Source organism: Burkholderia mayonis (genome assembly GCF_001523745.2).
GTDB classification, from domain to species: domain Bacteria; phylum Pseudomonadota; class Gammaproteobacteria; order Burkholderiales; family Burkholderiaceae; genus Burkholderia; species Burkholderia mayonis.
In genome coordinates, this window is sequence record NZ_CP013386.1 from 2160919 (window position 1) to 2181407 (window position 20489).

Here is a 20489-nt window from a genome sequence, read left to right on the forward strand (position 1 = left end):
GGCGCCCGCGCGGCTCGCCGCAGCGGTTCGATGCGGTAAAAGCGTGCTTACAGGTCGAGCAGCAGGCGCGCCGGATCTTCGAGCGCGTCCTTCATCGCGACGAGCGACAGCACCGCTTCGCGGCCGTCGATGATCCGGTGGTCGTACGACAGCGCGAGGTAGTTGATCGGACGGATCACGATCTGGCCGTTCTCGACGACCGGGCGCTCCTTCGTCGCATGCACGCCGAGGATTGCCGACTGCGGCGGGTTGATGATCGGGGTCGACAGCATCGAGCCGAACACGCCGCCGTTCGAGATCGAGAACGTACCGCCCGTCATTTCGTCGATCGACAGCTTGCCGTCCTTCGCCTTCTGGCCGAATTCGGCGATCTTCTTCTCGATCTCGGCGAGGCTCAGCTGATCCGCGTTGCGCAGGATCGGCACGACGAGGCCGCGCGGCGAACCGACCGCGATGCCGATGTCGAAGTAGCCGTGGTAGACGATGTCGTTACCGTCGATCGACGCATTCACGAGCGGGAACTTCTTCAGCGCGTGGACCGCGGCCTTCACGAAGAACGACATGAAGCCGAGCTTCACGCCGTGTTCCTTCTCGAACTTGTCCTTGTACTTCGCACGCAGGTCCATGACAGGCTGCATGTTCACTTCGTTGAACGTCGTCAGGATCGCGTTCGTCTGCTGCGACTCGAGCAGACGCTCGGCGATGCGCGCGCGCAGACGCGACATCGGCACGCGCTGTTCCGGACGGTCGTTGAGCCACGTCGTCGCCGACGCCGGCACCTTCACTTCCGGCAGCGCCGGCTTCGCGGCGGCCAACGCCCGCGCGGCGGCCGGAGCGGCCTTCGGCGCGCTGCCCGCGGACAGCACGTCGCCCTTCGTGATGCGGCCGTCGCGGCCCGAGCCGGCGACGTCGCCTGCGGCGAGACCCTTCTCGGCCATCAGCTTCGCGGCGGACGGTGCTGCGGCAGCCGTGCTCGACGCAGCGGCGGCAGCCGGTTGCGCGGCCGGTGCGGCAGCGGGCGCGGCTGCCGGCTGGACTTCGGCGGCGCCTGCCGCAGCCGCGGCGGCGCCCGCCTTCGCTTCGGTGTCGATCGTCGCGATCAGCTGGTCGGCGACGACCGTGTCACCATCGTTCTGCAGCACTTGCGCGAGCACGCCCGCGGCGGGCGCCGGCACTTCGAGGACGACCTTGTCGGTCTCGAGCTCGATCAGGATTTCGTCTTGCGCGACGGCTTCGCCGGGCTTCTTCTTCCACTGCAGCATGGTCGCTTCCGAAACCGATTCGGAGAGCTGGGGGACTTTGACTTCTACGATAGCCATTTGAATTTCCTGGATGCTTAATCTGGGTAATGACGAGACGTCTGCGCGCGCTGTCGGGAGTCGCGGCGCACGGCGCCTGCGATCGAAAGCGTGCGGGAAAGCGCACCGCGCCTTCCCGCTTCGCTACGTCTCTTTATTTCGCGATCGATGCGCTCTTCAAGCGGCCGAATGCGCCTTCGATGAGGGCCTTCTGCTGCTCGTAGTGCTTCGCGTAATAGCCGACGGCCGGCGAGGCGGAAGCCGGGCGGCCGCTGTACGCGAGCTTCTGCCCTTCCTTCATACCTTCCTTCAGGTGGTGTTCGACGTAGAACCACGGCCCCTGATTTTGCGGCTCGTCCTGCACCCAGACCACTTCCGTCGCATTCTCGAACTTCTTCATCTCCGCTTCAAACTGCTTGTGCGCGAACGGATAGAGCTGCTCGATCCGGACGATCGCGACGTCGTTCGCCTTCGCTTCGCGGCGATGCGCGACGAGGTCGTAGTACACGCGGCCCGAACAGATCAGCACGCGCTTGACCTTCTTCGCGTCGATGCCGCCGTCGATTTCGCCCAGCACCGGCTGGAACGAGCCCTTCGCCAGCTCCGACAGGTCCGACACCGCTTCCTTGTGGCGCAGCAGCGACTTCGGCGTCGCCACGACGAGCGGCTTGCGGAACAGGCGGATCATCTGACGGCGCAGCAGATGGAAAATCTGCGCCGGCGTCGTCGGCTGCACCACTTGCATGTTGTGATCCGCGCAGAGCTGCAGGAAACGCTCGATGCGAGTCGACGAGTGCTCCGGACCCTGGCCTTCGTAGCCGTGCGGCAGCAGCATCGTCAGACCCGACACGCGGCCCCACTTCACTTCGCCCGACGAGATGAACTGGTCGATCACGACCTGCGCGCCGTTGACGAAGTCGCCGAACTGCGCTTCCCACGCGACGAGCGTGTTCGGCTCGGCGGTCGAGTAGCCGTATTCGAAGCCCAGCACCGCCTCTTCCGACAGCACCGAGTCGATCACCGTGAACTTCGCCTGGCCTTCGGCGATGTTCTGCAGCGGCACGTAGGTGCCGTCGTTCCAGCGCTCGCGGTTCTGGTCGTGCAGCACCGCGTGACGGTGGGTGAACGTGCCGCGGCCCGAGTCCTGGCCGGTCAGTCGCACGGCGTAGCCCGACGCGACGAGCGATGCGAACGCGAGGTGCTCGCCCATGCCCCAGTCGAGCGGCTGCTCGCCGCGCGCCATCGCGCGACGGTCGTTGATCACGCGCTCGACGAGCGGGTGGACCTTGAAGTTCTCGGGCACCGTCGTGATGCGTTCGCCGAGGCGCTTCAGCTCGGCGAGCGGCACCGCGGTGTCGGCCGCGTCAGTCCACTTGCGGTTCAGGAACGGCATCCAGTCGACCGCGTACTTGCTCTTGTAGTTCGACAGCACCGGATCGACCGTGTGATGGCCGTCGTCCATCGCCTTGCGGTACGCCTTCACGAAGCCGTCGCCTTCTTCAGCCGTGATCACGCCCTGCTGGACGAGCTTCTCTGCGTACAGCGCACGGGTGCCCGGGTGCTGCGCGATCTTCTTGTACATCAGCGGCTGCGTGACGGCAGGCGTGTCCTGCTCGTTGTGGCCGAGCTTGCGGAAGCAGACGATGTCGATCACGACATCCTTGTGGAACTGCATCCGGTAGTCGATCGCGATCCGCGTCGCGAGCACGACCGCTTCCGGATCGTCGCCGTTCACGTGCAGCACCGGCGCCTCGATCATCTTGACGACGTCGGTACAGTACAGCGTCGAGCGCGAATCGCGCGGGTCCGACGTCGTGAAGCCGATCTGGTTGTTGATGACGATGTGCAGCGTGCCGTGCGTGCCGTAGCCGCGCGTCTGCGCGAGGTTCAGCGTTTCCATCACGACGCCCTGGCCCGCGAACGCCGCGTCGCCGTGGATCTGCACGGGCAGCACTTGCAGACCGTCGGCGTCGCCGCGGCGGTCCATCCGCGCCTTCGCGGAACCTTCGACCACCGGGTTGACGATTTCGAGGTGCGACGGGTTGAACGCGAGCGACAGGTGAACCGGGCCGCCTTCCGTCGAGACGTCCGACGAGAAGCCCTTGTGATACTTCACGTCGCCTGCAGGCAGATCGTCGACGTGCTTGCCTTCGAATTCGGCGAAGAGATCGGCCGGCATCTTGCCGAGCGTGTTCACGAGCACGTTCAGACGGCCGCGGTGCGCCATGCCGATGACGATTTCCTGTACGCCCTTCGAGCCCGCGTGCTGAACGACTTCGTCCATCGACGCGATGAAGCTCTCGCCGCCTTCGAGCGAGAAGCGCTTCTGGCCGACGTACTTCGTGTGCAGGTAGCGCTCGAGGCCTTCGGCGGCCGTCAGGCGGTTCAGGATGTGCTTCTTCTTGTCAGCCGAGAAGTTCGGCGTCGCGCGGATCGTCTCGAGGCGATCCTGCCACCAGCGCTTCTGCTCAGGGTCGCCGATGTACATGAACTCCGCGCCGATCGTGCCGCAGTACGTGTCGCGCAGACCCTTGACGATGTCGCGCAGCGATGCCTGCTCGAAACCGAAATACAGGTTGCTCGCGCTGAACGTCTGGTCGAGGTCGGCTTCGGAGAAATCGTAGAACGCGGGTTCCAGCTCGGGAATCGCGGGACGCTCGCGGCGCTTCAGGGGATCGAGATTGGCCCATTGCGAGCCGAGGAAGCGATAAGCGCTGATGAGCGACTGAACGTGAACTTGCTTGCGAGCGGTAGCGAGGTTGCCGCCGCTTTCGCGCGGGATGAAAGCATTGGCCTTCGCGCGCTGCGCGAACGATTCGACGATCGGATTGTGGGCCACGTCGCTCGCGTTGGAACCGTCGGTCGCGGGAACATTTTGCAGTGCGTCGAAATATTCGCGCCAGTTTTCCGGCACCGACGCCGGATTATCCAAATAGGCTTCGTACAGTTCTTCAACATACGAAGCGTTGCCGCCGAACAAATACGAGTTCAGCTGGAACTGCTTCATTACATCTGACATTTGACGCTCACCTTTCTTCGAGCTTCTCGAGAAATAGCGGGTTACTCAACCTTCCGCGACACGGCCTGACCGTTTAGCGGATTGCGCGAATCAAGTCTTGCTTGGAAGGACCTAAAACTTGCGTGCGCGCAGCATATCACAGAAAACCCTGCGGCGAGCACGGCGATAGCACCCTGAAAGCCCGTCCCGACGGGCTTTCGCGCGGTTCGCGATCATTCCGGCGACGGCATGCAACACTGTTTTTCAAACGGCGCGCCCACCCTCTTTCCGCGCATGCGAAAAAGCCGCCCGAAGGCGTAATGCCGTTCAGTTAAGCGCGGTTCGCAGCGGCCTAGCCTTGCAGAACCAAGGAAAAAGGCCGCTCCGGTATTAATCGGAGCAGCCTTTTTGATCTTAACTGAACGGCATTACGCCCGAAGGCGGCTCTTTCGATGCGTCGCGGAGGAGGCGGTGCGACGCGCGGACAACGCCCGGCGAACGTTCAGCCGGCTTCGGCCTCGCGGCTCGCGCGGCGACGCTCGTGCTCCTTCAGGTGACGCTTGCGCAGGCGGATCGATTGCGGCGTCACCTCGACGAGCTCGTCGTCGTCGATGAACTCGACCGCGTATTCGAGCGACATCTGGATCGGCGGCACGAGGCGCACCGCTTCGTCGGTGCCCGACGCGCGCACGTTGGTCAGCTGCTTGCCCTTGATCGGGTTCACGACCAGGTCGTTGTCGCGGCTGTGGATGCCGATGATCATGCCCTCATAGAGCGCGTCGCCCGGCTTCACGAACATGCGGCCGCGATCCTGCAGCTTCCACAGCGCATAGGCAACCGCCGCGCCGTCGTCCTGCGAGATCAGCACGCCGTTGCGGCGCTCGCCGACCGAACCTTCCCTGACCGGCGCGTACGCATCGAAGATGTGGCTCATCAGGCCCGTGCCGCGCGTGAGCGTGAGGAATTCGCCCTGGAAGCCGATCAGGCCGCGCGCCGGAATCCGGTATTCGAGACGCGTGCGGCCGCGCCCGTCCGACACCATGTCGAGCATCTCGCCCTTGCGGCGGCCGAGTTCCTCCATCACGCCGCCCTGATGCTCGTCTTCGAGGTCGACCGTCAGGAGTTCGTACGGTTCGTGCTTGACGCCGTCGACTTCCTGCATCACGACGCGCGGACGCGACACCGCGAGCTCGTAGCCTTCGCGGCGCATGTTCTCGACCAGGATCGTCAGGTGCAGCTCGCCGCGGCCCGACACTTCGAACACCGTTTCGTCGCCCGTGTCCTTCACGCGCAGCGCGACGTTGTGGTTCAGTTCCTTCATCAGGCGGTCGCGGATCTGGCGGCTCGTCACGAACTTGCCTTCGCGGCCCGCGAGCGGCGACGAATTGACGAGGAAGTTCATCGTCAGCGTCGGCTCGTCGACGGTGATCATCGGCAGCGCCTCAGGCGTGTCGACCGCGCAGATCGTCGCGCCGATGCCGACGTCCTCGATGCCGTTGATGAGCACGATGTCGCCCGCCTCGGCCGACTCGACCTGCACGCGCTCGAGCCCCTCGAACGACAGCACCTGGTTGATCTTGCGGCTCAGCACGTCGCCTTCCGGGCCGAAGCGCATCACGACCGGCATGCCGGGCTTGATGCGCCCGCGCGTGATGCGGCCGACGCCGATCCGGCCGACGTACGTCGAATAGTCGAGCGACGTGATCTGCAACTGCAGCGGTGCGTCCGGATCGGCCGGACGCACCGGCACGTGCTCGAGGATCGCCTCGAACAGCGGACGCATGTCGCCGTCGCGCGCGGCCGGATCGAGCGATGCGTAGCCGTTCAGGCCCGACGCGTAGACGATCGGAAAATCGAGCTGCTCTTCGGTCGCGCCGAGCTTGTCGAACAAGTCGAACGTCTGGTTGATCACCCAGTCGATCCGCGCGCCCGGACGGTCGATCTTGTTGACGACGACGATCGGCTTGAGACCGAGCGCGAGCGCCTTCTTCGTCACGAAGCGGGTCTGCGGCATCGGGCCTTCGACCGCGTCGACGAGGAGGAGCACCGAGTCGACCATCGACAGCACGCGCTCCACTTCACCGCCGAAGTCCGCGTGTCCCGGCGTGTCGACGATGTTGATGTGCGTGCCGTCGTACTCGACCGCGCAGTTCTTCGCGAGAATCGTGATCCCGCGCTCCTTTTCGATGTCGTTCGAATCCATCACCCGCTCGGCGACCTGCTGGTTCTCGCGAAAGGTGCCGGACTGGCGAAGCAGTTGGTCGACGAGCGTCGTCTTGCCGTGGTCGACGTGGGCGATGATGGCGATGTTGCGAAGGGCGCGGGTCATAGAAACCTGAAAACGGATGGAACGCGCAAATGCGCGCGCACCGTTGCCCGATGCGCGCGCGGTTTGCAGCTTGGAAAGCCTGAAATTATAGCACGTCAAGATGTCGCAAGCTGAGCCGCCCGTTGCGATGAGGCATCGGCGCCACCATGCGCCCGGTCGCCGAAGGGCCCACTCGCGTCAGGGCCATTTTTGCAGTTCTGCATCCAAATCGAGCTTCAATTAACATTTGCCGCAGCAACTAATCGCGCCTATACTGCTGCCTAGTCAACTATTGCAGCCTCAGAGAATTTATGTCGGATCCCTCTTCTTCACAGCATGATCTGGATCTGTCCCTGTACCAGATCAACGACAGCGTCGGCTATCTGATGTCGCGCGTGAAATCGCTGATGACGAACATGGTCACGCAGCGCACGCAGACGGAGCTCGGCATCACTGGCACGCAGGCGACCATGCTGTTCATGCTCGCCGTCGGCAAATGCTCGACGGCGGCCGAGCTCGCGCGCGAGTACGGCATCGACGCCAGCGCGATCACGCGCCTGCTCGACCGCGTCGAGAAGCGCGGCCTGCTGCAACGGGTGCGCAGCAGCGAGGACCGGCGCGTCGTGCGGCTCGAACTGACCGACGAGGGACGCGAACTCACGAGGCGCATGCCGGCAATCTTCCGCAGCGTGCTCGATCAGGTGCTCGACGGCTTCACGCCCGAGGAAGTCGGCTTCCTCAAAAGCATGCTGCGTCGCATTCTCGTCAATTCGGGCGAATGTCCGGGTACGGGCGGAAGCCCGTCGTAAATATTGCCACAACAAGTAATTCAGACAGATAAATGTAAGGAAATCCTTGCAGTGTCCACTATTCATTCCGAGTCAGATTCCGAGTCAGGATACCCAGCGATGAAAACCTTCCCGTTGTCCGCCTGCCGGACCGCCACGGCCGTCGCGGTCGCCGCGCTCGCGCTCGCGGGATGCGCGAACTATTTCGGCATCAAGAGCGACAAGGCAATGGCCCCCGCGACGCAGTTCGAAAGCGCGCAGAGCCTGCCGGCGCAAGGCGGCCGGTGGCCGTCGCTCGACTGGGCGAACCAGTTCGACGACCCGCAGTTGCCGAAGCTGATCGACGAAGCGCTCGAAGGCAATCCGACGATCGCGCAAGCGCAGGCGCGAATCGCGAAGGCGTCGTCGTACATCGAGACGTCGCGCTCGACGCTCCTGCCGCAGGCGGACGCGAAGTATTCGTGGACTCGCGAGCTGTACTCGGGCAACGCCCTCTTCCCGCCGCCGTACGGCGGCCAGTGGTACAGCGAGAACAACGCGCTCGCGAGCGCGTCCTGGGAGCTCGACCTGTGGGGCAAGAACCGCGCGCGCCTGCATTCGGCCGTGTCGCAGGAAAAGGCCGCCGAAGCCGACATGCAGCAGGCGCGCGTGACGCTCGCGACGTCGGTCGCGCGCACCTACAACCAGCTCGCGCAGCTCTACGCGCTGCGCGACATCGCCGAGCACGAGATCTCGAACCGGCAGACAGTCGGCAAGATCACCGACGGCCGCGTCGGCGCGGGCCTCGACACCAACGTCGAGCGCCAGACCGCGCGCGGCAACATCGCGACGAGCCAGTCGACGCTGTCCGATCTCGACGGCCAGATCACGAACGTGCGCTATCAGCTCGCCGCGCTGCTCGGCAAGGGCCCCGACCGCGGGCTGAAAATCGCGGCGCCCGTGCTGAGCCCGGGCAGCGTGGTCGCGCTGCCGGACAACCTGCCCGCCGATCTCGTGTCGCGCCGCCCGGACATCGTCGCCGCGCGCTGGCAGGTCGAGGCTGCAATGCACGACGTGAAGGAAGCGAAAGCCGAGTTCTTCCCGGACATCAACCTCGCGGCGGGCTTCGGCTTCGATGCGTTCGGCTGGGGCAAATTCCTGAACTTCGCGAGCCGCCAGGCGCAATTCGGTCCGGCGATCCATCTGCCGATCTTCGACGGCGGCGCGTTGCGCGCGCAGCTGAAGGGCCGCTACGCCGACTTCGATCTGTCCGTCGCGAACTACAACCAGGCGCTGATCAATGCACTGAACGACGTCGCGACGCAAGTCGCGTCGATCCGCTCGATCGACACGCAGATGGGCGACGCGCAGCGCGCGCTCGACGCGTCGACGCGTGCATACGAGCTCGCGGTGATCCGCTACAAGGCGGGCCTGTCGCCGCAACTGCAGGTATTGAATGCGGACAGCAACCGGCTCGCCGCCGAGCAGATGGTGACGAACCTGAAGATGCGCCGCCGCGACCTGCAGATCGGCCTCGTGAAAGCGCTCGGCGGCGGCTTCGACGCGACCGGCACGCGGCTCGCCGCGCCCGCCCCCGCGTCGACGCCGGACGCCTCCGCGCAGCACGCGTCGAACTGAATTCCCGGACCCATCCGGACCCTCGCTTTAATCGCCTTAGATAGAAGACGGAGAAACTCGCCATGAGCGACCCTCAACAAAACGCAGCGACCGCGCAGCCGCAGAGCAACGGCAAGCGCAAGCGGATGATGACGCTGCTCGTCGCGGTGATCGCGATCGCCGCGATCGCCTACGGCCTCTATTACCTGCTCGTCGCGCGCTTCCACGAATCCACCGACGACGCCTATGTGAACGGCAATGTCGTGCAGATCACGCCGCAGGTGACGGGCACCGTGATCGCGGTGAAGGCGGACGACACGCAGACCGTGAAGGCAGGCGACCCGCTCGTCGTGCTCGACCCGGCCGATTCGCAAGTCGCGCTGCAACAGGCCGAGGCAAACCTCGCGCAGACGGTGCGCCAGGTGCGCGGCCTCTATGTCAACGACGACCAGTACCGCGCGCAGGTCGCACTGCGCCAGTCGGACCTGTCGAAGGCACAGGACGACCTGCGCCGCCGGCTCGCCGTCGCGCAGACGGGCGCCGTGTCGCAGGAAGAAATCTCGCACGCGCGCGATGCGGTGAAGGCCGCACAGGCATCGCTCGACGCCGCCGAACAGCAGCTCGCGTCGAATCGCGCGCTCACCGCGAACACGACGATCGCCGATCATCCGAACGTGCTCGCCTCCGCCGCGAAGGTCCGCGACGCGTACCTGAGCAACGCGCGCAACACGCTGCCCGCGCCCGTCACCGGCTATGTCGCGAAGCGCTCGGTGCAGGTCGGACAGCGCGTGTCGCCGGGCACGCCGCTGATGTCGGTCGTACCGCTCTCCGCCGTGTGGGTCGACGCGAACTTCAAGGAAGTGCAGTTGAAGCACATGCGGATCGGCCAGCCCGTCGAGCTGACGGCCGACATCTACGGCTCGTCGGTCAAGTACCACGGCAAGGTGATCGGCTTCTCGGCCGGCACGGGCGCCGCGTTCTCGCTGCTGCCGGCGCAGAACGCGACGGGCAACTGGATCAAGGTCGTCCAGCGTCTGCCCGTGCGCGTCGAGCTCGATCCGAAGGATCTGAAGGATCATCCGCTGCGGATCGGCCTGTCGATGCAAGTCGACGTCGACATCAAGGACGAAAGCGGCAACCAGCTCGGCAACGTGCAGAACACCGTGTACGAGACCGACGTGTTCGCGAAGTACGGCGACGAAGCGAATGCGGAGATCGCGCGCATCATCGCGGCGAACTCGGGCGGCTCGGGCGGGCCGACGCCGGCCTCGAAGGTCGCCGGCCGCACGTCGAACCTGATGTAAGCGCCTTTCGGCCGGACCACGAAGCATGGCACAGCCACAAGCTCCCCTTCCTCCGCTCACCGGCGGACAGCTCATACTCGGCACGATCGCGGTATCGCTCGCCGTGTTCATGAACGTGCTCGACACGTCGATTGCCAACGTCGCGATCCCGACGATCTCGGGCGACCTCGGCGTGTCGTCCGACCAGGGCACTTGGGTCATCACGTCGTTCGCGGTCGCGAACGCGATCTCGGTGCCGCTCACGGGCTGGCTCACCGAGCGCTTCGGCCAGGTGCGCCTCTTCCTCGCGTCGATCATCCTGTTCGTGATCTCGTCGTGGATGTGCGGCCTTGCGCCGACGCTGCCGTTCCTGCTTGCGTCGCGCGTGCTGCAAGGCGCGGTCGCCGGGCCGATGATCCCGCTGTCGCAAGCGCTGCTGCTGTCGAGCTATCCGCGCGCGAAAGCGCCGATGGCGCTCGCGCTGTGGTCAATGACGACGCTGATTGCGCCCGTGGCCGGCCCGATTCTCGGCGGCTGGATCTCGGACAATTACTCGTGGCCATGGATCTTCTACGTGAACATTCCGGTCGGCTTCGCCGCCGCGGCCGTCACGTGGATGATCTATCGCAGCCGCGAGTCTGCCGTCCGCCGCGCGCCGATCGATGGCGTCGGGCTCGCGCTCCTCGTGATCTGGGTCGGCTCGCTGCAGATCATGCTCGACAAGGGCAAGGATCTCGACTGGTTTTCGTCGACGACGATCGTCGTGCTCGCGCTCACCGCACTGATCGCGTTTGCGTTCTTCGTCGTCTGGGAATTGACGGCCGAGCATCCGGTCGTCGATCTGTCGCTGTTCCGGATGCGCAACTTCACGGGCGGCACGATCGCGCTGTCGGTCGGCTACGGGCTCTACTTCGGCAATCTCGTGCTGCTGCCACTATGGCTGCAAACGCAGATCGGCTACACGGCGACCGACGCGGGGCTCGTGATGGCGCCCGTCGGCTTTTTCGCGATCCTGCTGTCGCCGCTCACGGGCAAGTTTCTGTCGCGCACCGATCCGCGCTACATCGCGACGGCCGCGTTCCTGACGTTCGCACTGTGCTTCTGGATGCGCTCACGCTACACGACGGGCGTCGACGAATGGTCGCTGATGGCGCCGACCTTCGTGCAAGGCATCGCGATGGCGGGCTTCTTCATTCCGCTCGTATCGATTACGCTGTCCGGCCTGCCCGGCCACCGGATTCCGGCGGCGTCGGGTCTGTCCAACTTCGTGCGGATCATGTGCGGCGGCATCGGGACGTCGATCTTCCAGACCGCGTGGGACCACCGGAACAACTTCCACCACGCGCAGCTCGTCGAACAAGCGAATCCGTACAACCCGACGTTCAATCAAGCGGTCACGCAGATGGGCCAGCTCGGCCTCACGCGGGAGCAGGCGCACGGGCTCATCAACAACCTCGCGACGCAGCAGGCCGCGCAGTTGGGCGTGAACGACCTGTTTTACATCTCGGCCGCGATCTTCGTGCTGCTGATCGCGCTCATCTGGATCACGAAGCCCGAGCGTGCGGGAAGCGGCGATTCGGGCGCGGCGGCGTCGGCCGCGCACTGAGCGACGCCTCGCACCGCTTGCGCCGCACCAAGCAAAACGCCCGGCCTTCGAGCCGAGCGTTTTGCTTAGCTGACAATGACGAATCGATCACGCCGACATCGCGCGCGCTGCGTCCCTGCATGCCGCGTGGCGCGACGGCGTATCCATCATCGGCCCACGGCATCGCACATCGACTTGCATGTGTGCGGGGCGATGCTGGCCTCCCCAACCACTACCCGCCTCAACGACTACTCGCCCGTTACGACGAGCCGTTCCGGCGCGAGCACCCCTTCTACCGCACGCGCGACGCCAAGCAGCCGATCGTCGCCGTCGTAAACGCGCACGCGCGCGCCTTCGTCCGTATCGGGCCGCGCGGCCAGTTCGGCGAGCTTCAGGCGCTGGCCGTGCAGGAAACGCTTCGTGAGCGCCGCGTCGAGCTTCACGAGCGGGAAGGTCGACAGCAGCGCGTCGACCGGCGCGAGCCGCGCGTCGCGCTCGTCTTGCGTCGCGGCGTCGAGCGCATCGAGCGTCACCGCATGCTCGAGCGAGAGCGACCCGACACCGGTACGGCGCAGCATCGTCAGATGCGCGCCGCAGCCGAGTGCTTCGCCGATGTCCTCGGCGAGCGTGCGCACATAGGTGCCCTTGCTGCACGTGACGCGAAACGTCACGTCGGGCAGCGCACACGACAGGAGCTCGAGCGAGCGAATCGTCACCGTGCGCCCTTCGCGCTCGACCGTCTGACCGGCACGCGCATATTCGTATAGCGGCTTGCCATCGCGCTTCAACGCCGAGTACATCGGCGGCACTTGCACGATATCGCCGATGAAACGCGCGAGCGTCGCAGCAACCGCGGCCTCGTCGCACGCCACGTCGCGCGTGTCGAGCACATCGCCTTCTGCGTCGCCTGTCGTCGTGCGGACGCCGAGGCGCATCGTCGCTTCATAGGTCTTGTCGGCGTCGAGCAGATCCTGCGAGAACTTCGTCGCTTCGCCGAAGCAAAGCGGCAGCAGTCCCGATGCCAGCGGATCGAGCGTGCCCGTGTGGCCCGCTTTCTTCGCAAGATACAGGCGCTTGGCGCGCATCAGCGCATCGTTGCTCGAAAGCCCAACCGGCTTGTCGAGCAGCAGCACGCCGTCGAGCGCGCGGCGCGGAATCCGGGGGCGAGGCGAAACAGTCGTCATGTGGTCTACGCGCAAGGGCTCGTGCGATGCTCAGTCGTCCTTCGCACGCGTCGCGTTTGCCTCTTCGATGAGGCGCGACATCGCGACGGCCTTCTCGATCGTCTGGTCGTAATGGAAATGGAGCGTCGGCACCGTATGAATGTGCAGGCGCTTGAAGAGCAGATTGTGCAGATGGCCGGCCGCGTGATTGAGCGCGTCCTGCGTGTCCGCGGGATTGCCCGTGAGCGCGGTGAAATAGATCTTCGCGTGCGCGTAGTCGGGCGTGAGCTCGACCGACTGGATCGTGACGATCCCGATGCGCGGGTCCTTGACTTCGCGCATGATGAGCTCCGACAGATCACGCTGGATCTGATCGGCGATCTGCACGTTGCGATTGGGAGAACTGCGTTTTTTAGACATGATAAATCCGTCATCCGGTTGATCGGCGCTGCGCGCGACACCATTCATGAAAATGGGCGGGACGGGCCCAAGCCCGACCCGCCCATTCAAGCCGTCACGCCGATGTTACAGCGTACGCGCGACTTCCGTGACCTCGAACACTTCGAACTGATCGCCTTCGACGATATCGTTGAAGTTCTTGATCGACATACCGCATTCGAAGCCCTGCTTCACTTCCTTCACGTCGTCCTTGAAGCGCTTCAGCGAATCGAGCTCGCCCGTGAAGATCACGACGTTGTTGCGCAGCACGCGCACCGACGACGTGCGCTTGACGACGCCGTCCGTGACCATACAGCCCGCGACCGCGCCGACCTTCGGCACCTTGAATACCTGGCGCACCTCGACCATGCCCGTCACGACTTCGCGCTTCTCCGGCGCGAGCATGCCCGACATCGCCGCCTTCACCTCATCCACTGCGTCGTAGATGATGTTGTAGTAGCGGATGTCGATGCCGTTCGATTCGGCGAGCTTGCGAGCCTGAGCATCCGCACGCGTGTTGAAGCCGATGATGACGGCCTTCGATGCGGTTGCGAGGTTGACGTCGCTTTCGCTGATGCCGCCCACCGCGCTGTGCACGATCTGCACGCGCACTTCGTCGGTCGACAGCTTGAGCAGCGACTGCACGAGCGCTTCCTGCGAACCCTGCACGTCCGCCTTGATGATGAGCGGCAGGTTCTGCACTTCGCCCTCGCCCATCTGCTCGAGCATGCTTTCGAGCTTCGCTGCCTGCTGCTTCGCGAGCTTGACATCGCGGAACTTGCCTTGACGGAACAGCGCAATTTCGCGCGCCTTGCGCTCGTCCGGCAGCACGATGACTTCCTCGCCCGCGCCCGGCACTTCGGACAGGCCCTGGATCTCGACCGGGATCGACGGGCCGGCTTCCTTCGTCGGCTTCCCGTTCTCGTCGAGCATCGCGCGCACGCGGCCGTAGGCGGAGCCTGCGAGCACCACGTCGCCGCGATTCAGCGTACCGGACTGCACGAGCACCGTCGCAACCGGACCCTTGCCCTTGTCGAGCTTCGCTTCGATCACGATGCCCTTCGCGGGCGCGTCGACGGGGGCCTTCAGCTCCAGCACTTCCGCCTGCAGCAGCACGTTCTCGAGCAGGTCGTCGATGCCGACGCCCGTCTTCGCCGACACCGGCACGAACGGCGAATCACCGCCGTACTCTTCCGGCACGACGCCTTCCGCGACGAGTTCCTGCTTGACGCGATCCGGATTCGCTTCCGGCTTGTCGATCTTGTTGATCGCGACGACGATCGGCACGCCGCCCGCCTTCGCGTGCGAGATCGCTTCCTTCGTCTGCGGCATTACGCCGTCGTCGGCCGCCACCACCAGAATGACGATGTCGGTCGCCTTCGCGCCGCGCGCACGCATGGCCGTGAACGCCTCGTGACCCGGGGTATCGAGGAACGTGACGACGCCGCGCGGCGTTTCGACGTGGTATGCGCCGATATGCTGCGTAATGCCGCCCGCTTCGCCCGCTGCAACCTTCGCACGACGGATATAGTCGAGGAGCGACGTCTTGCCGTGGTCGACGTGCCCCATGACGGTGACGACGGGCGGACGCGGCAGTTGCTCCGCATCGCTGCCGGTCTCGCCTTCGACGAGCAGCGCTTCCGGATCGTCGAGCTTCGCGGCGACCGCACGGTGACCGAGCTCCTCGACGACGATCATCGCGGTTTCCTGGTCGAGCACCTGGTTGATCGTGACCATCTGGCCGAGCTTCATCATCACCTTGATGACTTCCGAAGCCTTCACCGCCATCTTGTGCGCAAGATCCGCGACGGAGATGGTCTCCGGCACGTGCACTTCACGCACGATCGGCTCGGTCGGCGCCTGGAACGACGATGCACTATCCTGATGCTTGCCGCGCCCCTTCGGGCCGCCGCGCCAGCCGCGATCGACGCCGCCGCTCGAATCGCCGCGCGTCTTGATCCCGCGGCGCTTCGCCGCGTCGTCCTGCCAGCCGCTCTTGCCGGTGCCCGGCTTCTTGGCGCGATCGCCGGCGGGCGCAGCGGCGGGCGCCGGTGCAGCGCCCGCCGGCTTCTTCGACGCGGGACGGGCCGCGGCCGCCTCGCCGGCGGGCTTCGCCGGCTTGTGCAGCGTGCCCTTCGCCTCGGCCGCCTTCGCAGCCGGTTGCTCGGCGGGCTTCGGCGGCTCGACCGCCTTCACCTGCGCCCGGCGCGGCGTGTTCATCATTTCGCGAATCGCGCGCGCTTCCGCCTCGGCGGCTTCGCGGCGCTTGCGGATCTCTTCCTGCTCGGCGCGCGCCTTGTCGGCGGCTTCGCGCGCGGCATCCTCGGCCTTCTTCGCCGCTTCGCGCTGCGCGGCACGCTCGGCGGCCGCGCGTGCTTCTTCCTGAGCCGACTGCTCGGTCTGGGTCTGGGCACGCTGCGCTTCCTCACGGGCGGCCGCAGCCTGCTGCACGGCCTCGGCCTGTGCGGCAGCCGTCGCGCGCTTCGCCGCGGCGTCCTCTTCCGCGCGGCGACGCTCGGCTTCGGCAGCCTCCTCGCGCGCACGGCGCTCGGCTTCCTCGCGCTCGAGGCGCTCCTGACGCTCGCGCAGTTCCTGAGCCTGCTTCTCGAGCAGCTCAGCCTCGCGGCGCGCTTCTTCCTCGCGTCGCTTCAGCTCCGCATCGGCTTGCTCGTCGGCCTGCGCCTGTGCTTGGTCGGCGCCCGTCTCGCTCACGTCGTCACGCTTGACGAACGTGCGCTTCTTGCGCACCTCGACCTGAATGGTGCGAGCCTTACCCGTCGCGTCGGCCTGCTTGATCTCCGACGTGTGCCGGCGAGTCAGCGTGATCTTGCGCTTGTCGCCATCGGCCGCGCCGTGCGACTTGCGCAAATGATCGAGCAGACGCGCCTTGTCCGTCTCCGACAGCGCATCGTCCTCGCTCGCTTTCTGGACGCCCGCCGCCTGCAGCTGTTCGAGCAGCACACCAGCAGGCATTTTCAGTTCCGCGGCAAATTGGGCTACGTTGTTACTCGCCATTCATTCCTCTTAGTGCAAGGACCAATTCCTTGCGGTTAGCATCGGGTCAGGCCTTCCGGCCGCCAGCAAATCATTGCGCCATGGTCATTTCTCACTGGAACCAGTGTTCGCGCGCCTTCATGATCAGCGCCTTCGCGGATTCCTCGTCCATGCCGGTCATGTCGACCAGTTCGTCCACGGCAAGCTCCGCGAGATCGTCGCGCGTCTGCACGCCCTGCTCCGCGAGCTTCGCGAGCAGTTCGGACGTGACGCCGTCGAGGCTCTTCAGATCGAGTGCGGCCGTCTCGACCTTCTCCTCGTTCGCGATCGCCATCGTGAGCAGCGCGTCGCGCGAGCGGTTGCGCAGTTCATGGACGGTGTCTTCGTCGAACGCCTCGATCTCGAGCATTTCGTTCAGCGGCACGTAGGCAATCTCTTCGAGGCTCGTGAAGCCCTCGTCGATCAGGATGTCCGCGACTTCCTCGTCGACGTCGAGGCGCGCAATGAAGAGACCGCGCAGCGCATCGCGCTCTTCGTTCTGCTTCAGGGCGGATTCGTCCGGCGTCATGATGTTGATCTGCCAGCCGGTCAGTTCGCTGGCCAAACGAACGTTCTGGCCACTGCGGCCGATCGCGACAGCCAGCTCGTTCTCATCGACGACGACGTCCATTGAATGCTTTTCTTCATCGACGACGATCGACTGAACGGCCGCCGGCGCGAGCGCGCCGATCACGAACTGGGCGGGATCCTCCGACCATAGCACGATGTCGATGTTTTCGCCACCGAGCTCGTTGCGCACGGCCTGCACGCGCGAACCGCGGATGCCGACGCAGGTGCCGATCGGATCGATCCGCTTGTCGTAAGCGACGACGCCGATCTTCGCGCGCACGCCGGGATCGCGCGCCGCCGCCTTGATCTCGAGGAGGCCCTGCTCGATCTCCGGCACTTCCATCTCGAAGAGCTTCATCAGGAACTCGGGCGCGGTGCGCGACAGCTCGATCTGCGGGCCGCGCGCCGTGCGGTCGACCTTCGCGATGTACGCGCGCACACGGTCGCCGACGCGCAGGTTTTCTTTCGGAATCAGCTGGTCGCGGCGCAGCAGCGCCTCGACGCGACCCGATTCGACGATGAAGTTGCCCTTGTCGAGGCGCTTCACCGTGCCCGTCATGATCTTCTCGCCGCGCTCGAGGTAGTCGTTGAGGATCTGCTCGCGCTCCGCGTCGCGAACCTTCTGCAGGATCACCTGCTTCGCCGCCTGTGCGCCGATCCGGCCGAACTCGATCGACGGCACCGGCTCCTCGATATAGTCGCCGACCTCGACGTCCGGCTTCTGCTCGCGCGCCTCGAACAGCAGGATCTCGCGATCCGGCTCCTGCAGGCCGGCTTCGTCGGGCACGACGAGCCAGCGACGGAACGTCTCGTGTTCGCCGCTCTCGCGATCGATATGTACGCGGATCTCGGCGCCTTCGTCGAACAGCTTCTTGGATGCCGACGCGAGGGCTGCTTCGAGCGCGCCCAGCACGACGTCCTTGTCGACGTTCTTCTCGCGCGCCAGCGCATCCACCAACATCAACACTTCGCGACTCATTGTTTGCGGCTCCTAAAGTCAACGTGCGGAATCAGGCGGGCCTTGTCGATGTCAGCCAGCGTGAAATCCAGCATGGCCGCCTCGCCCTTCTTCCTCTCAAATTCCAAACCGATCGTCTCGCCGTTCGGCGCGTGCAGAATGCCCCGGTACGTCTTGCGCCCGTCCAGCGGCTTTTTCAGGGTGATGACGGCCTCGCTGCCCGCGAAACGCGTGAAGTCAGCCAGCTTCTTCAACGGCCGGTCGAGCCCCGGTGACGAAACCTCGAGCCGTTCGTAATCGATGTTTTCGACCGTCAATACGTGCTGGAGCTGACGCGTGACCTTCTCGCAATCGTCGATCGTAATGCCGGCGGGCTGATCGATATAGACGCAGACCATGCCGCGCCCGGTGCGCTCGAGATCGACGAGCTCGTATCCGAGCCCAGTGACCGTAGTTTCTATCAGTTCCGTCAGTTGCACAGTGTCCTCTCAGGTGTCCGCGCCCGCCCCTCGCGATTCACCCGCAGACGCGCGCCTTAGCCGGCGCAGGAAGCGCTACCCGAGATGCCCAACCGTTTCGGCAAAAAAAAATGGGCGCAACGCCCATCTTGTTACCGGTGGTCGCACCTGAGCTACACATCGAATCCGTACGCCCAGCGACTTCGCGATTATAGCGATTTTTGGCCCGAACGCAAAGCTTCACCCCGCGAAATCGGCCCGAAACGGCAATTTCGCGAGGCATTCGCAACATACGAGCGCAGTTGCGAATGCCGTTTCGCGTCGCTCAGCGGCCCCGCGAACGATTGCGCTGCGGCGGCGTGCGCTGGCCGCCGCGTGCGCCGCCCGCGTTGCCTTCGGCACGATTGCCGTTGCCATTGCCGCTGCGGCCGCCCTTGCCGGCGCCGCGCTTGTTGCCGCCCGCGCCGTAGGATGCGCGATTGCCGTCGACGTCGCGGCCGCCCTGGCGCGCGCCGCCACCACCGTAGCCCGGCAGACCGGCGTAGCCGCCCGCACCGGCGCCAAAGCCACCGCCCGCCGGACCGCGACGGCCGCGTCGCGGCTGGTCGAGCTGGCCGTGGGTCGTCAGCACCGGCTCGCGGTTGATGAAGCCCATCGACGTCTGCATCGGATCAGGCTGGCGGCGCTCGGCCGCACCGCCGCGCTTGCCTTTCTCCTCGGTCGGCGCCTTCAGGCCGACGGCCGCCATCAGGCGACGCACCTGCGCTTCGTCGAGCTCCTCCCAGCGGCCGCGCTTCAGGCCGCGCGGCAGTGGGATCGGACCGTGGCGCGTGCGGATCAGGCGGCTCACCATCAGGCCGACCGCCTCGAACATCCGCCGCACTTCACGGTTGCGCCCTTCGGCGAGCGCAACGTGATACCAGTGATTCGTGCCTTCGCCCCCGCCGTCGCGGATGCGCAGGAAGTTCGCCGGACCGTCGTCGAGCTCGACGCCGTGCAGCAGCTTCTGACGCGACGCCTCGGGGAGCTCGCCGACGACGCGCACTGCGTACTCGCGCTCGACGCTATAGCGCGGATGCATGAAGCGGTTCGCGAGGTCGCCCGACGTCGTCAGCATCAGCAGGCCCTCGGTATTGAAGTCGAGCCGGCCGACCGCGAGCCACTTCGCGGTCTTCATCGTCGGCAGCCGGTCGAACACCGACGGGCGGCCCTCCGGATCCGCGTGGCTCACGATCTCGCCCGTCGGCTTGTGATACAGCAGCACGCGCGGCGGCTTGTTCGGCAGCTTGCGCTTGACCGGCTTGCCGTTGATCCGGACCTGATCGGTCGGCATGATCCGCTGGCCGATGTGCGCCGGCTCGCCGTTCACCGACACACGCCCGGCGATGATCAGTTCCTCCATCTCGCGCCGCGAGCCCATCCCGGCTTCGGCGAGCACCTTGTGCAGCTTCGGCGCATCGTCGTCTGGCGACAGCACGCGCTTCGGCTGGCTCTGACGGCCACGGCGCAGCATCGGCGCGCGCACGCCGCCGCCCGGCGCATTGTTGTCGGCATCGAACGCCGGAGAAATCACATAAGCGAACAGATCGTCCTGACCGGTCTCGGCGGGCGCAGCGGCTTCGGCCGTCGGCGCTGCCGCGCCGCGCTTTGCCTGGCCTTGCCGCGCCGCGCCTTCGCGCTTGCCGGCCGCCGGCTTGCGCGGCGTCTTCGCCGCGGCGTCCTTGCCGCGCGGCGCGCGCGTCGGCGCCTTCGCGGCACCGGCGCCTGCATCGGCGTCGCCGGTCGCGACCGCCTCGGCGCTCTCCGCGTTGTCGGCGTTGTCAGCGTTCTTCGACTTCGCCGCTGCGCGGCGGCGTGCGATCAAGCTGCGCGGGCCGCGTCGCAAGCCGCGGCGCGGGCGGTCTTCGCCGCCCGCATCCTGAGCGGACTGCTCGGGTGCGCCGTCGGCGCGCGCCGTCGCAACGGCATGCGCGGATTCGGACGAATCGATGTCGTGGGTATCAGTCAAAACAA

The 20489-nt window shown here is 65.7% G+C and carries 13 protein-coding genes and 1 pseudogene; 5 read left to right on the forward strand and 9 right to left on the reverse strand.

What is annotated here, in order from left to right:
* Window positions 1-47: 47 nt before the first annotated feature.
* The 3 genes from odhB to typA all read right to left on the reverse strand — a co-directional run bounded on the left by odhB (window position 48) and on the right by typA (window position 6625).
* The gene (gene odhB / locus WS70_RS10665; protein WP_059469551.1) at window positions 48-1319 is read right to left on the reverse strand and encodes a 2-oxoglutarate dehydrogenase complex dihydrolipoyllysine-residue succinyltransferase; all 1272 of its coding nucleotides are present in this window, start codon (window positions 1317-1319) and stop codon (window positions 48-50) included.
* 133 nt (window positions 1320-1452) lie between these two features.
* On the reverse strand, window positions 1453-4317 hold the full coding sequence (locus tag WS70_RS10670) for a 2-oxoglutarate dehydrogenase E1 component (protein ID WP_059597781.1): 2865 nt from the start codon (window positions 4315-4317) through the stop codon (window positions 1453-1455).
* Window positions 4318-4798: 481 nt separating this feature from the next.
* Window positions 4799-6625: a translational GTPase TypA gene (gene typA, locus WS70_RS10675; RefSeq protein WP_059469553.1), complete on the reverse strand. Its 1827-nt coding sequence runs from the start codon at window positions 6623-6625 to the stop codon at window positions 4799-4801.
* Between typA and WS70_RS32835 the strand changes: the two are divergent.
* From WS70_RS32835 to WS70_RS10700, 5 genes and pseudogenes are all read left to right on the forward strand, one after another.
* Window positions 6578-6716 (forward strand): annotated as a pseudogene (locus WS70_RS32835) (pyridoxal-dependent decarboxylase). The gene typA and the pseudogene WS70_RS32835 overlap by 48 nt on opposite strands.
* 199 nt (window positions 6717-6915) lie before the next feature.
* On the forward strand, window positions 6916-7413 hold the full coding sequence (locus WS70_RS10685; RefSeq protein WP_059469554.1) for a MarR family winged helix-turn-helix transcriptional regulator: 498 nt from the start codon (window positions 6916-6918) through the stop codon (window positions 7411-7413).
* 99 nt (window positions 7414-7512) lie between these two features.
* Window positions 7513-9009 (forward strand): efflux transporter outer membrane subunit, encoded by a 1497-nt coding sequence (locus WS70_RS10690; protein ID WP_059469555.1) that lies wholly within the window; start codon window positions 7513-7515, stop codon window positions 9007-9009.
* Window positions 9010-9071: 62 nt separating this feature from the next.
* Window positions 9072-10292, forward strand: a complete 1221-nt coding sequence (locus tag WS70_RS10695) for an HlyD/EmrA/EmrK family protein (RefSeq protein WP_059469556.1) — start codon at window positions 9072-9074, stop codon at window positions 10290-10292.
* A gap of 25 nt (window positions 10293-10317) precedes the next feature.
* Window positions 10318-11877, forward strand: a complete 1560-nt coding sequence (locus WS70_RS10700; protein ID WP_059469557.1) for a DHA2 family efflux MFS transporter permease subunit — start codon at window positions 10318-10320, stop codon at window positions 11875-11877.
* 227 nt (window positions 11878-12104) lie between these two features.
* Here the strand turns inward: WS70_RS10700 and truB are convergent, their stop codons facing one another.
* The 6 genes from truB to rluB all read right to left on the reverse strand — a co-directional run bounded on the left by truB (window position 12105) and on the right by rluB (window position 20484).
* Window positions 12105-13013: a tRNA pseudouridine(55) synthase TruB gene (gene truB, locus WS70_RS10705; RefSeq protein ID WP_418230153.1), complete on the reverse strand. Its 909-nt coding sequence runs from the start codon at window positions 13011-13013 to the stop codon at window positions 12105-12107.
* Between the two features lie 57 nt (window positions 13014-13070).
* On the reverse strand, window positions 13071-13439 hold the full coding sequence (rbfA, locus tag WS70_RS10710) for a 30S ribosome-binding factor RbfA (RefSeq protein ID WP_059469559.1): 369 nt from the start codon (window positions 13437-13439) through the stop codon (window positions 13071-13073).
* A 105-nt stretch (window positions 13440-13544) separates the two neighbouring features.
* Window positions 13545-16472, reverse strand: a complete 2928-nt coding sequence (infB, locus tag WS70_RS10715; protein ID WP_059597783.1) for a translation initiation factor IF-2 — start codon at window positions 16470-16472, stop codon at window positions 13545-13547.
* A 91-nt stretch (window positions 16473-16563) separates the two neighbouring features.
* On the reverse strand, window positions 16564-18039 hold the full coding sequence (nusA, locus tag WS70_RS10720) for a transcription termination factor NusA (protein WP_010104097.1): 1476 nt from the start codon (window positions 18037-18039) through the stop codon (window positions 16564-16566).
* On the reverse strand, window positions 18036-18497 hold the full coding sequence (rimP, locus tag WS70_RS10725) for a ribosome maturation factor RimP (protein ID WP_004193908.1): 462 nt from the start codon (window positions 18495-18497) through the stop codon (window positions 18036-18038). Before rimP ends, nusA begins: the two co-directional genes overlap by 4 nt.
* Before the next feature lie 304 nt (window positions 18498-18801).
* Window positions 18802-20484: a 23S rRNA pseudouridine(2605) synthase RluB gene (gene rluB, locus WS70_RS10730; RefSeq protein ID WP_059597784.1), complete on the reverse strand. Its 1683-nt coding sequence runs from the start codon at window positions 20482-20484 to the stop codon at window positions 18802-18804.
* Window positions 20485-20489: the final 5 nt, after the last annotated feature.

What these genes read in the sequence shown, in the direction of transcription:
- odhB (WP_059469551.1), bottom strand. Translation starts at nt 1,319, where the DNA reads ATGGCTATCGTAGAAGTCAAAGTCCCCCAGCTCTCCGAATCGGTTTCG.
- WS70_RS10670 (WP_059597781.1), bottom strand. Translation starts at nt 4,317, where the DNA reads ATGTCAGATGTAATGAAGCAGTTCCAGCTGAACTCGTATTTGTTCGGC.
- typA (WP_059469553.1), bottom strand. Translation starts at nt 6,625, where the DNA reads ATGACCCGCGCCCTTCGCAACATCGCCATCATCGCCCACGTCGACCAC.
- WS70_RS10685 (WP_059469554.1), top strand. Translation starts at nt 6,916, where the DNA reads ATGTCGGATCCCTCTTCTTCACAGCATGATCTGGATCTGTCCCTGTAC.
- WS70_RS10690 (WP_059469555.1), top strand. Translation starts at nt 7,513, where the DNA reads ATGAAAACCTTCCCGTTGTCCGCCTGCCGGACCGCCACGGCCGTCGCG.
- WS70_RS10695 (WP_059469556.1), top strand. Translation starts at nt 9,072, where the DNA reads ATGAGCGACCCTCAACAAAACGCAGCGACCGCGCAGCCGCAGAGCAAC.
- WS70_RS10700 (WP_059469557.1), top strand. Translation starts at nt 10,318, where the DNA reads ATGGCACAGCCACAAGCTCCCCTTCCTCCGCTCACCGGCGGACAGCTC.
- rbfA (WP_059469559.1), bottom strand. Translation starts at nt 13,439, where the DNA reads ATGTCTAAAAAACGCAGTTCTCCCAATCGCAACGTGCAGATCGCCGAT.
- infB (WP_059597783.1), bottom strand. Translation starts at nt 16,472, where the DNA reads ATGGCGAGTAACAACGTAGCCCAATTTGCCGCGGAACTGAAAATGCCT.
- nusA (WP_010104097.1), bottom strand. Translation starts at nt 18,039, where the DNA reads ATGAGTCGCGAAGTGTTGATGTTGGTGGATGCGCTGGCGCGCGAGAAG.